Raw genomic sequence first — 13,525 nt, 5'->3', positions numbered from 1 at the left:
CCCATTTTTGTAAATGAAAACAGCCTTTTCAAAAGGCTGTTTTTTTATGGGAATGTGAGCTTAGCTTTTCTCGTTGCCGACCACTTTATAAATAAGCGCTCCAATGATTGCCCCAATAATAGGCGCAACCCAGAATAACCATAATTGGCTTAGTGCTGCAGTTTCAGCAAAAAGCGCCACCGCTGTACTACGTGCAGGGTTTACCGATGTATTGGTTACAGGGATGCTAATTAAGTGAATCAATGTTAATGCTAAACCGATAGCAATCGGTGCAAAACCAGCAGGCGCACGACGATCAGTTGATCCTAAAATCACAATCAGGAAAAATGCGGTCAGTACCACTTCAATTAAAAGAGCGGAGACCATAGAAAAATGGTTAGGTGATAAATCCCCATAGCCATTACTTGCAAAGCCGCCAGTACCAGCAAAGCCTGCTTGACCTTGCACAATAATGTAAAGTACTAAGGCTGCGATTGTTCCACCAATCACTTGAGAAATAATATAAGGTGCTAATTCTTTGGCTTCAAAGCGTCCACCAACCCATAAGCCTACACTGACAGCAGGGTTAAAGTGACCCCCTGAAATATGACCAAATGCATAAGCACCCGTTAAAACAGTTAGACCAAAAGCAAGTGCTACACCTAAGAAGCCGATCCCAAGCTCTGGAAATGCGGCGGCAAGCACAGCGCTACCACAACCACCAAAAACTAGCCAAAAGGTCCCCAGAAATTCTGCTAAATATTTGTTCATTGTTATCACCCGATTCGTTATAAAAATAAAAAAGTATGCATCCAAGAATTTATTATGGATATATTTAAGCTCTATGAATAAATGTGAATTAATTCACAAAACTGCATACGCTCTTTTATAAATGCTGTAAAAAAAATGATCTGTTGTGAAAGCGTTAGTTTGTCTCTAGTTTTATTAAGAATTGTAAGTTGTGTTGTTGTTTCGCCACTGCTGCGGGGTTTGATTGGTCCAAATTTTAAATGCACGTTGAAAAGCACTTTGTTCAGAATAGCAAAGTAGCAATGCGATTTCTTGTAGGCTCAGATGCGGATCTTTTAAGTATTCGGTTGCCAACATAAAGCGAATCTGTTGTACCCGTTCCTGAAAGGTGGTGTTTTGCTGTTGTAAGTGACGTTGTAATTGTCTTACCGATAACCCTAATTTTTCGGCAATAAAATCGATTTGATATTGGTTTTTCTGTAATCCTGTCAAAATGGCATGTTGCAGACGTTGATCAAGTTGAGTGGAATTTGGCAGCTTGTCCAATAATGCTTGGGCTTGTTGTAATAACAGTTGTTGTAAGGTGTGATCACCTGTTTTTAATGGTTTAAAGGCTTCAGTAACGGGTAGGAGTAGTTGGGTTTTTGGCTGATCAAATCGGACTTTACAGCGAAAATATTGCTCATAAACGCTGATATTCTTCGGTGCAACATTCACAAAATGGACTTCATGCAGATTGATGTTTTCACCTGACATAAATAACTTGAGGAATTGCACCATTAAGGCAATTGCAATTTCATCCGTTAACTGGGTTGGGTGGGGTTCTGGAGCTTCCCAACGGATTGAAGCATAAGGATGATTAAATTCCACCACCAAGGGACTGCCATCATAAATCAGACGATGAAAATCATGATAACGTGCCAATGCTTCACCCAAATTTTCACAAGAAAGTGCGAGGTAAGCAATAATCCCTAAATGTTTGGGTTGTACGTATTCTGCAATTTCTAAGCCCAAACCTGTCTTTGCGTGCAAGTGATTGAGGTCTTCAAGTAGGTCTCGCCAAATCACATAATCAAAGCGTTCCAGATTTTGAACTTGTTGTAATTGTTCAGGAACAGCAATATGTTGTGCTTCACAATAGGCTTTTAATAAATGCCCCAATCCCCCATAAACAGAGCCTGTATAGTTCTTGAGTTGAGACATCCTGTCTATCCTTATTCTGTCGTGTTTTGTCAATATAAATATATCGCATCGTCAATACTTCGCCTACAAAAATTTATATCTTTAATAAAAATAAGGAAACATTTGGAGAAAGCCATGTTAAAGGGTTTTATTGCGGGTTTGGCTGTTGCAAACGCATTTGAATGGTTTGCTCATAAATATCTATTACATGGGGTACACCGTAAAGGCAAGCCACGTTTCAGTCCAACGCCAAAACAGATGGAATCGCATTGGGCACATCACCGTGAAGTCCGTAAACAAGACTTTTCTGATGATTGTTATGTGGAAGGTCTAGACAGTTGGCGTACACGTAATGAAATTATGTCATTGGCTGTGGTAGCGGGCGTTGCCAGTGTGGCGTTTTATCCTTTTTCAAAAGGCATGGCATTGGCAGCAGTTTATAGTGCAGGCAATTATTATTATGTACATCGCCGTGCACACTTAGAACCTGATTGGGCAAAGCGTACCATTCCTTGGCATTACGATCATCATATGAATTCGAATCAAGATGCGAATTGGTGTGTGACCCGTCCATGGTTTGATTATGTCATGGGCACACGCGTGGTTTCATCTGCTGATTTAAAAGAAGCCAATCCACTCGGTTTACCTCTACCTGCGCCACTTTCCAAAGCGCTGACTCAAGCGATTGAATCGGTTTTCCCTGCGAAGTGGGTTGAGCAAAAACCAAAGTTAGTGACACCACCTGTAGCCGATGCGGAGCAACAAGAATCAGTTGCTTAGTGAAAAATGCGAAGTGTGACAATAAAGCACCAAAATTTTGACGAATCACGACAATACTTCAGTCGTCCATGTCGTGAATTGTCAATAAAATCTGTTTTTAATGTCAATATTTTTGTTCATTTTATAGCTATTTTGATTCAAGCATTTGAAATGCACAGAATTTTCAAAATGACAAAATTCACGTTTACCCTCTAGCGTTGTATAAACGCAGTTTCCATACCTTGCTTAGGCAAGGTATTTTTTTGCCTGAGGAAATGTTGAGTGAATAAAAAACCTCTCAAACGATGATTTTGAGAGGTTGGTTTTTTGAGTAATACTCGCGTTTAAAGACGCATTTCAATCCCTTGCTCAGCCAAATATTGCTTAGCTTCTGGAATGGTGTGCTGACCAAAATGGAAAATTGAAGCAGCCAGTACCGCATCTGCACCGCCTTTCAAAATTCCGTCAGCCAAATGTTGTAAATTGCCTACGCCACCTGATGCGATGGTCGGAATATTGACACGATCATTGATCTGACGCATCAAGGCAATGTCATAACCCGCTTTGGTTCCATCGGCATCCATACTGGTAATCAGCAATTCGCCCGCACCGAAGTCAGCCATTTTCACAGCCCATTCAATCGCATCAATTCCTGTTGGCTTACGACCACCGTGGGTAAAGATTTCCCACTTATTTTCGCCAGTTTTTTTCGCATCAATTGCGACCACAATACATTGTGCGCCAAAACGCTGTGAGGCTTCTTGCACAAACTCAGGCGTAAATACTGCTGCCGAGTTGATACTGACTTTATCAGCACCCGCATTTAGTAATAGTCGAATATCTTCAACTTTACGGACACCACCACCTACAGTTAAAGGTACAAACACGCTTTCAGCCATACGTTCTACCGTACGGTAAGTCGTATCGCGTCCATGATGGGTAGCAGTAATATCTAAAAAGGTAATTTCATCGGCGCCTTGTTCGTTATAACGACGTGCGACTTCAACAGGGTCACCTGCGTCACGAATATCAAGGAATTGAACGCCTTTGACGACTCGACCATTATCAACATCCAAGCAAGGGATAATACGTTTTGCGAGCATAAAATTTTCCAAAAAATCGCCAATAAAGAAAGGGGTGCTACACCTTCATGGAGGGAACAGGTATTCTATCAAACTTCACAGCTATTTTTTGCAGGTTTTCCATGTCGGTTTATACCCCGTTGAGTTTAGAAGAAGTTCAAGCATTCGCTGAGCCTTATGGTTTAGCGATCATTGACCTGATTCCAATCCAGGGCGGTATTCAAAACACCAACTTTTTTTTGGTGGATCATACACAGAAACAGTATGTTTTAACGGTTTTTGAGGAACTGGATACTGAGGGAGCGGCTGAACTGGTGCCCGTGCTGGACTGTTTGGGGCAGGCAGGCGTACCTGTGGCGGTGCCGTTGAAACATCACGGTCAGGCTATCCATAGCATTGCAGGCAAACCTGCCCAGATTGCGCCACGCTTAATGGGTGAGCATCCTGAGCAGGCCAGCATTGAGCAGGTGCAGGCGATTGCGCAGGCGCAGGCCAAACTGCATCTGGCCTTGCAGGATTTTCCATTACAACGTGATTTTAATCGCAATCATGCCTATTGGTCAGAGGTTGCCAGCCAACTACGCTCCAAGATGCCCCTAGCAGACCAACAACTTTTAGATCAGGTATTTCAGCTATTTGAGGTGATTAGTCAGGAATATCCAGATCGGCCAACAGGCTTTATTCACTCAGATTTATTTCGGGATAACACCCTGTTTGAGGGCAGTCAACTCAACGGTATCCTCGATTTTTATGAGCTCAACCAAGATGAATGGCTGTTTGATATTGCCATTAGCATCAATGATTTCTGTACCAGTTATCCGCAGGCACATTTGGATATGGAAAAAGCAGAGACATTCCTCACCGCCTATCAACAAGTGCGCCCACTGACACAAGATGAGTTAGCTTGTTTAGATATTTTCTTAGCAATGGCGGCCTGCCGTTTTTGGTGTATGCGTTTGCAGGTCGCACAGAAGAATGCTGAGCAGGGGCGCACAGGGGAGGATATTTTGCAAAAAGACCCGATAGAAATGCGTATGATGCTACAAGACCGTTTACAACAAGTGTTAGGTTTAGGATAGGAATATGCGAGATCAAGGACGTTTGGTGGAATGGTTTGATGATAGGGGCTATGGATTTATACAACCCAATGATGCACATAAGCAGCGTGTGTTCCTGCACATCAAGGACTTTGCCCGTACAGGGCCACGCCCGATAGTGGGCTGTGCGCTGGAATATACCGTGATTCTGGATGAGCGGGGTCGTTATCGCGCTCAGCAAGCAACTTATTTAAAAGCATCACAGGTGCTTGAGCATCGGGCTGAACCAGCTCTGCCAAAACAGTCTAAAGCGTGGTCACCGATGCAGATTGGTATCATCATTTATATTGTATTTATGCTGGTTGCAGGTTTTAGCAAGTTGCTACCACCTTATACGCTACTGTTTGTCAGCCTGATGAATGTCCTGAGCTATTGGCTGTATGCACAGGATAAAGAAGCGGCACAATTGGGGAATCGACGTATTCCAGAGCAGACTTTGCATATCGTGGATTCTTTAGGTGGTTGGTGTGGAGGGTGGCTTGCACAACAAAAATTGCGACATAAAACACAAAAGCAACCATTCCGTAAGATTTATTTCTGTACCATAGCTTTTCATATACTGTTGATATGCTGGTTAATTTCGCCCCTTAATGTCTTTTATTGAGGGCGTTTCTGGAGATAAATAAAAATGAATTATTCCGTTGATCAAGACCCGAACCGTACTTTAACGCTGGTTCTTTATGTACTTTATATTATTGCGATTTTTTCTGGTGGTTTATTGGCGGTCATTGCGCTCATTATTAACTATGTCAAGCGTGGTGATGTGCGTGGCTCAATCTTTGAAAGCCACTTTACCTGGCAGATCCGTACATTCTGGTGGTATCTGGCCTGGAACATCATCGCCTTTATTCCATTCTTCTTCCTATTCTTTACAGGGGACAATGCCAATGCATTTGCTGGCGTTGCACTTTCAGGTACTGTATTTTGTGTACTGGTGATTTTTGCCGCGTGGGTCTGGATTGTTTATCGGGCAATTCGTGGTTTAATCGCACTGAATGATAATAAACCCATGTACCAATAAAATAGGATAAAGCATGATTATTGAGCATGTGCATTCGTGTATGTTAATGAAAAAGAAAGAGGCATCAGCAGCATAGAGCGCTTTTTAGCGCTCTTTTTGTTTAGGCTTGTTCCATTTTAACTCACTGACCAATACCCCGAGAACCACCATTAAACCTCCCAGCAAGGCCAGTAAAGGCAGTCGCTCACCCGCAATCCGCCCAAATAAGCCTGCCCAGACAGGTTCACCTGCATAGATGATCGCGGCACGGGTTGGATCAACCATTCGCTGTGCCCAGTTCATCACGAACTGAATCAGGGCACTGGCTAAACCTAGGATCACAGCAATCAGTAGCAGTGTCCATGAAAATTCAGGAATCTTGTGTTCACCCACCATCGGCATACTGGCAAAGGAGAGGATTGAGGCAACGGCAAGCTGAACCACCGTAACCCGCCTGAGATTGACCTTTCCAGCAAAATAACCAATCAAGATAATTTCCAGTGCAATCACAAAGGCGCAGATCAGGGTCAGCACCTGCCCGTAATTGAGGTGAATACCTGAGAAACCATTTCCCGTTAAAAATACCAGACCTGTAAATGCCAGTGCTGTGCCCACCCAGGTCATTAAACTGGGGCGTTTCTGGAAAATAACCCACATCAGGATGGGTACCAGTGGAACGTACAGGGCAGTAAGAAAGGCCGATTCACTGCTGAGAATGGTCTGTAGGGCAATGGTTTGTGTGCCATAACCAATTGCGATGACCACACCAATTGCGGTGCCTGCCAGTGTTTCCTTTAGGGTTAACCCGCGAATGGAATTGATTGAGATCAGTAGGATGGCCAAGGCCGCGACAGCAAAACGACAGCCGACAAAAAACATCGGGCTACTAAAATTCAGGGCGTATTGCACTGCCAGAAATGTGCTGCCCCAGATCATGGTAATAAAAATAAGCGCAAACTGGGCAGCTCTGGGAGAGGAGGCGAGATGGGTTGGCATGGTGTAAAAACAGTAAAAATCAACTTTATATTGTGTATAAACTGATAGCGTCTATGCAAGAGAAATCATCTGTTCCAGTATGGATCAGGCAATTTATTCAACTCACAAATAAAAAAAGAGCCTGACCGCTCTTCTTTTAGTGCTTTGTTTAGAGGCGATCTTCATCCAGTAATAACTGAGCCTCACGCAGATTCAAGGTACCCTCATAAATTGCACGGCCTGTAATTGCGCCTAAAATACCTTTCTGGCCTTTCAGGTTGCGGACATCATCAAGGTTGGTCACGCCGCCTGAAGCAATCACAGGTAGGCCTGAGTATTCCGCTAAACTCACGGTTTGCTCGACATTTACGCCCTGCATCATGCCATCGCGTGCGATGTCGGTATACACGATGCTGGAAACGCCTGCATCAGCGAAACGCCTGGCCAGATCAGTTGCCTTGACATCGGTTACATTTGCCCAGCCATCGGTTGCGACCATACCATTGATGGCATCAATACCAACAATGATATGACCTGCAAAGCGTTTGCATGCCTCTTCCACAAACTCAGGCTCTTTCACCGCTTTGGTGCCAATAATCACAAATGACACGCCAGCCTCTAAATAATGCTCGATGGTTTCAAGGGAGCGGATACCGCCACCGATCTGGATTGGAAGCTCAGGCTGTGCGCGGGCAATCGCCTCAACCACAGGTTTATGAATTGGCGTACCTGCGAAAGCACCATTCAAATCCACTAAATGTAAACGACGTGCGCCTTCATCCACCCAGTGTTGTGCAGTTGCGACAGGATCATCAGAGAAAACGGTATCGTCTTCCATACGTCCTTGTTTTAAACGAACACATTTACCATCTTTCAGGTCAATTGCAGGGATGATTAGCATGCTTTCGCTCCTAGCGTCATCATAAAGTTTAAATTGGCTACATATTAGCAAAGTATTGGGCGATCTCTAAGTCTTGGATACTGAATCATCCAGTATTCTATTAATTTGTTGCTGGAGTTGTGGGCTGAGTAACTGCTGTGTATAAAGATGGCCAAAGATCAGCAGGGCTGCATAGGCATCTGCCGCCGCAAAGGCGATTTGTTTGTTGCTGCATTTCCATTTTCATTGAAACTTGATTGATGGGTGAAGCTTAAACACTTTTGCACACATGAAAAAGCCAAGTGAAAAAACTTGGCTTTTTCATGATGGAAAATCGTTATTCAGCGTATTGCTGCTGTTCCATTGATATTTGATTTAACTTAAATTTTCCATTCCACAAAGTTTTTTAACAACTGTAAACCAGCGGTATGACTTTTCTCTGGATGGAACTGGGTTGCGAACAGGTTGTCCTTATGAATCGCAGTACAGAAGTTCACGCCATAATCACAGGTTGCCGCCGTTATCGCTGAATCTTTTGGCTCAACATAATAACTATGCACAAAATAGAAACGTGCGTCCTGCTCAATGTTGTTCCACATCGGATGATCTGGATCAAGCTGGTGAACCTGATTCCAGCCCATGTGTGGTACTTTTAAATGTGGAATTTCAGGGAAGTGTTTCACTACACCATCAAAAATACCGAGTGCATCCACGCCACCATTTTCTTCCGAACTTTGCAGTAGGGCTTGCATGCCAACACAAATCGCAAGAACAGGTTTATTGAAAGCTGCCTGACGCACCACCTCATCAATGCCTGCCTCATGCATACCCTGCATACAGTCACGCATTGCACCAACACCTGGAAAAACAATCTTATCCGCTTTGGCAATCAGCTTTGGATCATTGGTGACATCAACCGTTGCACCCACATGCTCCAGCGCTTTTGCCGCAGAGTGCAGGTTGCCCATACCATAGTCAAGTAATGCAATGCGAGTCATTACAGACTCCCTTTGGTAGATGCAATGGTATTTTCGGCACGTGGATCGATTTCACAGGCCATACGCAATGCGCGAGCCAATGCCTTAAACACACTTTCGATCTGGTGATGGCTATTCTTACCCTTTAGATTGTCGATATGCAGGGTCATTAACGCATGGTTGACAAAACCTTGGAAAAACTCAGAGAACAAATCGACATCAAACGTGCCGATACGAGCGCGAGTGAATGGAATATCCATAAATAAACCTGGACGACCAGATAGATCAACAACAACACGAGACAGTGCCTCATCGAGTGGCGCATAAAAATGCCCATAACGACGCAAGCCCTTTTTATCACCTAAAGCTTGCGCAAAGGCTTGTCCCAGCGTGATTCCACAGTCTTCTACGGTGTGGTGATCATCAATTTCAAGGTCACCATCGCAATGAATGTCGATATCAAATAGACCATGGCGCTTGATTTGATCAATCATATGGTCTAAAAATGCAACTCCAGTGTTGAGGGTGCCTTGACCAGTACCATCGAGATTGAGACGAACTCGAATTTTGGTTTCGTTGGTATTTCTTACCACTTCACTGATACGTTGCGTCATGGACACGTTCCTCAAAAAACGTCAAAAATGATTGAATTAAAAACCGATAGTTTCGCTGTGACGAAAAAGTGACAGCATCATAGTTTGCTCAGGAGGGTTAATCAATGCCTATTACCGTACATGCTTACCGTTCTCTAGATAATCTAGGGATTCGTACCCAGCTAGAGCGACTTTATGACACCAGCCCAGAGTTTGGTGATGGGCAAGATGCAATGCAGCAACTTGAACAAGATCTGCAACAATATACCACAGTTTACACCGCTGAATTTAACAGCAAAATTATAGGTGCAATTTGGTCAACAGGACAAGGTGAAAGCCGTGTGCTGGAATATATTGTGGTTCACCCTGCCAATCGTGGACGCGGCGTGGCGGAGCGTCTGGTTGAGGAGGTTTGCCGCATTGAAGAGGAGCAGGGCGTGAAGCAGTTTGAGCCAGGCTGTGGCGCGATTCACCGTTGCCTGTCGCATCTGGGCAAGATCTAGCTGAAAATAGATTCCTGTTCAGTATTGTAGCAAAATTAAACAGTTAATAGAAAAATCCACAAATTGACTTGACGGATTTTGACAAACATTGTTTAATATGCCCACTTTGGCGCGATAGCTCAGTCGGTAGAGCAACGGATTGAAAATCCGTGTGTCCCCAGTTCGATCCTGGGTCCCGCCACCATGAATTTGAAATTTCAATCCCTGATCCCATCAGGGATTTTTTTTGCCTGGGGTTTTTGTGTGAAAAATCGTCATTTAAAACAAAAGCTCAGGATAGTTATTGACTATTTGCCTGATATGCGGCTTAATACACGCCATTGGCGCGATAGCTCAGTCGGTAGAGCAACGGATTGAAAATCCGTGTGTCCCCAGTTCGATCCTGGGTCCCGCCACCATATTCAAAAAGCCCCAAACAAAAGTTTGGGGCTTTTTTTATCAACAAGAGGCAAGGTCAGCTGGCGGTCATGCCGATGTCTAGAAATGACCGCTCAGGGTTTGCTTGATCTTGTCGATGGTATTGCTATGTGATTCATCTTCGGGTGTGGGAATAGGTAGGGAAATCACCACTTCCAGACCCCCTTGCTCTCGGTTACGAATGTTGATCTGTCCATGATGGATATCCACAATACGTTTCACAATGGCAAGGCCCAGACCACTTCCCTGAATGGTACGTGCGGAATTGCCACGTACAAAAGGTTGCATCAGTTCCTCTACCTGATCGGGCGGGATGCCTTCACCATGATCTGCAACAGTAATTAAAATATACTGGTCGACATGACTGGCAGACAGTTCGATGGGTTCTGCCCCGTAACGCTTGGCATTATTGATCAGGTTGGCAATCAGGCGCTTGAGTGACAGGCTGCGTGCAGGAATCACGGGAAGTTCCTGTGCCTCAAAACGGATGTCCAGCGGCTTGAACTGCACCACCAGTTCTTGCAGCAGGCTGTTGATATTGGTATCTGTCAGTTCCTCATCTGAACCATCGCGCATATAGGAAATAAACTGATTCAGTATGGCATCCATATCATCCACATCATAAATCAGCCCCTCACGGAAAAATTCATCAGGCAGCATTTCGGCGGTGAGGCGGATACGCGTCAGTGGCGTGCGTAAGTCGTGTGAAATACCTGCCAACATGATTTGGCGATCGCGTTCGGTTTGTTCAAGTGTATACACCATGTGGTTAAAGGCCTGATTGACCTGACGGATTTCCAGTGGCCCGTGGTTGGTGTCCAGATAGGGAGCTTTGCCTGTTTTACTGTAATTGTTGGCGGCATTTTGTAGACGGCGCAGGGGACGGTTCATCTGCCGTACCAGAATCAGGATAATAATGGAGGACAGGATCGGCACACCAAATAGCCATGATGCAATCAGTTCAACACTGTAGTTGGTGTAGGTCTTGAGGGGTTCCCTGACCCAGTTGCCATTCATTTCAGGCGTTTGAATCCAGATACGTGGAATCGGCTTGAATTTAAAATAAACGGTAACGTTATCTACCCCCAATTCTTTGGCAAGCTTTTCCTCAATCTGGTCGGTGAAGAACTCGGCCAGAAACTTATCTTCCAGTACTGGAAACTCCCGTGGATCGGTGACATATTCAATCCCAATACGGTTTTTTAGCCATGTGTCGATATCGACTTCGGTATCGCGGTGTAGGATGCGAATGTCAGGATTGTTGACCAGTTCCAGCTCAATGGCGAGATAACGCGCATGTTGTTGCAGTTCAGGAAGATAGAGGGTTCGCCAAAAGAACCACAAGGACATAAACAGGCTAAAGAATACCGTAAACAGTACCAGTACGGTGGTACGCATTGCGGCAGACCGTGGCTTGATCTTGTCTAAAAAACGTTCCCACTGGGTTCGTGGCTTTTCAGAGTAGGTCTCAAAGTCGGTAAATTCTTGTGGATCAATCGGTTCAAGCTTCAAGGTTGAGTTTCCCGCACTTACTCAGCACCATCTGGAACAAAAACATAGCCTACACCCCAAACGGTCTGGATGTAGCGGGCACGGGCAGGATTGTCCTCAATTAAACGACGTAAACGGGAAACCTGCACGTCAATCGAGCGTTCCATTGCCCCCCATTCACGGCCACGGGCAAGGTTCATCAGCTTGTCACGGGTCAATGGCTCACGGGGATGCTGAACCAGCGCTTTCAATACCGCGAACTCGCCTGTGGTCAGGGTCACCACCTGTCCCTCGCGGGTGAGGGTGCGGGTAGACAGGTCCAGCGCCCACGGTCCAAAACTGACCACTTCAACCTGCTGGCTTGGTGCGCCTGGCACCTCGCGAACCTGACGGCGCAGTACCGCACGGATACGAGCCAACAGTTCATTTGGGTTGAATGGTTTTGGTAAATAATCATCTGCGCCTGCTTCAAGACCCGCGATACGATCAGAGTCACTACCACGCGCTGTCAGCATAATAATGGGTGTATCGATATTTGACTGGCGTAAACGACGACAGATACTTAAACCATCTTCCACAGGAAGCATAAAGTCGAGCACGATCAGCGAGAACAATTCACGTTGCAGTAAACGGTCCATTTGGGTTGCATCATGGGCAGTTTTTACCACAAAGCCTTTGTCTTCCAAAAAGCGTTGTAATAAGGTACGCAGACGCACATCGTCATCGACCACTAAAATGCGTTCGACTCGGTCTGTCTCATGGTGCACAGTTTCCGTCGATTCGGCAGGTACAACTAAACTCATGATGTGCTCCTTTTATCGTTTATTGTCATCGTCTTTATGCAATGCGATTGTGAAATATCAATACAACTTTGAGTATACGATTCATTGCACAGGTTTGGCTATGTTATAAAGCAACAAATATTGCCAATAAAATCAAGAGATAGATACCAAATATATACAGGTAAAAAGATGACAATCAACTATTTTTCAATATTTAGCCTCAAAAACGCCGTTATTTTAGAAACATTGATGGATTTGCAAAAACTACTGGTTAAATATTCAAAAAAACAATGGTGGATTTTATAGCCATGAACTTTATAATCAGTACTTTTAGACTTAACCCTTGTGGAATCAATCACGATGACTGACTTAGTTCAGCAGTTGGCAAATGAACTTGCCGTACGTCCAAACCAAGTAGAAGCTGCTATTCGTTTAATTGATGAAGGCGCTAGCGTTCCTTTTATTGCACGTTACCGTAAAGAGGTCACGCAAGGCTTGGACGATACCCAATTACGCCAACTCGACACACGTTTAACTTATCTACGTGATTTATACGAGCGTCGTGAAAAGGTGATTCAATCTTTACAAGAACAAGATAAATTAAGTGATGATTTATTGGCGCGTGTCAATGCAGCAGAAACTAAAAATGCATTAGAAGAAATTTATGCACCGTACCGTCCAAAACGTACCAGTAAATCATTTAAGGCAAAAGAAGCTGGTTTAGGTCCAATAGCTGAAAAAATTATTGCCGATCAAGTTGATCCGACTGAGGCATTGGCAGGTTTTAGTCATGAAGATTATCCAGATGTAGACAGTCAGTTAGATGCTGTGCAGCACATTCTGATTGATGAATGGGCACAAAATATTGCGCTAACGACAGAATTAAAAGAAATTTTTGCCAAAACAGCGGTATTAAAAAGTTTGGTAGCTTCTGAAGAGAAAAAAGAAGTCGGCAAAAAATTCCGTGATTACTTCGATTTTTCAGAAAACCTAAATAAATTACCTTCGCATCGTTTATTGGCGATGCTGCGTGGTCGTCAGGAAAATGTACTGGGCTT

15 protein-coding genes, 2 tRNA genes and 1 pseudogene are annotated in these 13,525 nt (G+C 44.3%); 8 read left to right on the top strand and 10 right to left on the bottom strand.

The window, feature by feature from the left end; translation table 11 throughout:
• Positions 1-60 precede the first annotated feature (60 nt).
• The gene (gene aqpZ / locus B4H32_RS02135) at positions 61-750 is read right to left on the bottom strand and encodes an aquaporin Z (protein ID WP_004683483.1); all 690 of its coding nucleotides are present in this window, start codon (positions 748-750) and stop codon (positions 61-63) included.
• A gap of 174 nt (positions 751-924) precedes the next feature.
• Entirely contained in the window at positions 925-1,932 is a 1,008-nt protein-coding gene (locus tag B4H32_RS02130) for an AraC family transcriptional regulator (protein WP_004683482.1), read from the bottom strand.
• Positions 1,933-2,046: 114 nt separating this feature from the next.
• On the opposite strand from B4H32_RS02130, the gene B4H32_RS02125 reads away from it, so the two are divergent.
• Entirely contained in the window at positions 2,047-2,691 is a 645-nt protein-coding gene (locus B4H32_RS02125; protein ID WP_286799593.1) for a sterol desaturase family protein, read from the top strand.
• Positions 2,692-3,014: 323 nt separating this feature from the next.
• Here the strand turns inward: B4H32_RS02125 and hisF are convergent, their stop codons facing one another.
• On the bottom strand, positions 3,015-3,773 hold the full coding sequence (gene hisF / locus B4H32_RS02120; protein WP_004659983.1) for an imidazole glycerol phosphate synthase subunit HisF: 759 nt from the start codon (positions 3,771-3,773) through the stop codon (positions 3,015-3,017).
• Between the two features lie 101 nt (positions 3,774-3,874).
• Here hisF and B4H32_RS02115 point away from each other — a divergent pair, with 101 nt between their 5' ends.
• The 3 genes from B4H32_RS02115 to B4H32_RS02105 are packed head-to-tail and all read left to right on the top strand — an operon-like array spanning position 3,875 to position 5,870.
• Complete coding sequence (locus B4H32_RS02115; protein ID WP_262572516.1) at positions 3,875-4,831, top strand: homoserine kinase; 957 nt, start codon at positions 3,875-3,877, stop codon at positions 4,829-4,831.
• A 4-nt stretch (positions 4,832-4,835) separates the two neighbouring features.
• Positions 4,836-5,453 (top strand): DUF1294 domain-containing protein, encoded by a 618-nt coding sequence (locus tag B4H32_RS02110; RefSeq protein WP_004683477.1) that lies wholly within the window; start codon positions 4,836-4,838, stop codon positions 5,451-5,453.
• Between the two features lie 24 nt (positions 5,454-5,477).
• On the top strand, positions 5,478-5,870 hold the full coding sequence (locus tag B4H32_RS02105) for a DUF4870 family protein (protein ID WP_004683474.1): 393 nt from the start codon (positions 5,478-5,480) through the stop codon (positions 5,868-5,870).
• 84 nt (positions 5,871-5,954) lie between these two features.
• Here the strand turns inward: B4H32_RS02105 and B4H32_RS02100 are convergent, their stop codons facing one another.
• The 5 genes and pseudogenes from B4H32_RS02100 to hisB all read right to left on the bottom strand — a co-directional run bounded on the left by B4H32_RS02100 (position 5,955) and on the right by hisB (position 9,295).
• Positions 5,955-6,845, bottom strand: a complete 891-nt coding sequence (locus B4H32_RS02100) for a DMT family transporter (protein ID WP_004683472.1) — start codon at positions 6,843-6,845, stop codon at positions 5,955-5,957.
• A 148-nt stretch (positions 6,846-6,993) separates the two neighbouring features.
• Positions 6,994-7,725: a 1-(5-phosphoribosyl)-5-[(5-phosphoribosylamino)methylideneamino]imidazole-4-carboxamide isomerase gene (gene hisA, locus B4H32_RS02095; RefSeq protein WP_004683470.1), complete on the bottom strand. Its 732-nt coding sequence runs from the start codon at positions 7,723-7,725 to the stop codon at positions 6,994-6,996.
• Between the two features lie 66 nt (positions 7,726-7,791).
• Positions 7,792-7,935 (bottom strand): annotated as a pseudogene (locus tag B4H32_RS12810) (3'-5' exonuclease domain-containing protein 2); the annotation flags it as partial.
• A gap of 149 nt (positions 7,936-8,084) precedes the next feature.
• On the bottom strand, positions 8,085-8,702 hold the full coding sequence (gene hisH / locus B4H32_RS02090; RefSeq protein WP_004760491.1) for an imidazole glycerol phosphate synthase subunit HisH: 618 nt from the start codon (positions 8,700-8,702) through the stop codon (positions 8,085-8,087).
• Positions 8,702-9,295, bottom strand: a complete 594-nt coding sequence (gene hisB / locus B4H32_RS02085; protein WP_286799585.1) for an imidazoleglycerol-phosphate dehydratase HisB — start codon at positions 9,293-9,295, stop codon at positions 8,702-8,704. The genes hisH and hisB overlap by 1 nt, the downstream gene beginning before the upstream one ends.
• A 104-nt stretch (positions 9,296-9,399) precedes the next feature.
• On the opposite strand from hisB, the gene B4H32_RS02080 reads away from it, so the two are divergent.
• The 3 genes from B4H32_RS02080 (at position 9,400) to B4H32_RS02070 (ending at position 10,175) form a co-directional block, all read left to right on the top strand.
• Positions 9,400-9,777, top strand: coding sequence for a GNAT family N-acetyltransferase (locus tag B4H32_RS02080; RefSeq protein WP_004678858.1), 378 nt, complete (start codon positions 9,400-9,402; stop codon positions 9,775-9,777).
• 108 nt (positions 9,778-9,885) lie between these two features.
• Positions 9,886-9,961, top strand: a tRNA-Phe gene (locus B4H32_RS02075).
• A gap of 138 nt (positions 9,962-10,099) precedes the next feature.
• A tRNA-Phe gene (locus tag B4H32_RS02070) sits at positions 10,100-10,175 on the top strand.
• 79 nt (positions 10,176-10,254) lie between these two features.
• Here the strand turns inward: B4H32_RS02070 and B4H32_RS02065 are convergent.
• On the bottom strand, positions 10,255-11,706 hold the full coding sequence (locus tag B4H32_RS02065) for an ATP-binding protein (RefSeq protein WP_286799584.1): 1,452 nt from the start codon (positions 11,704-11,706) through the stop codon (positions 10,255-10,257).
• Between the two features lie 17 nt (positions 11,707-11,723).
• Positions 11,724-12,488, bottom strand: coding sequence for a two-component system response regulator OmpR (gene ompR / locus B4H32_RS02060; RefSeq protein ID WP_004678831.1), 765 nt, complete (start codon positions 12,486-12,488; stop codon positions 11,724-11,726).
• A gap of 339 nt (positions 12,489-12,827) precedes the next feature.
• Between ompR and B4H32_RS02055 the strand changes: the two genes are divergently transcribed.
• A partial coding sequence (locus tag B4H32_RS02055; RefSeq protein WP_286799581.1) for a Tex-like N-terminal domain-containing protein occupies positions 12,828-13,525 on the top strand: 698 nt, incomplete at its 3' end.

The organism is Acinetobacter sp. UBA2063, from assembly GCF_002333245.1.
GTDB classification, from domain to species: domain Bacteria; phylum Pseudomonadota; class Gammaproteobacteria; order Pseudomonadales; family Moraxellaceae; genus Acinetobacter; species Acinetobacter parvus.
Note: the sequence above shows the minus strand (reverse complement) of the source record. Positions and strands in the feature narration are given on the sequence as shown.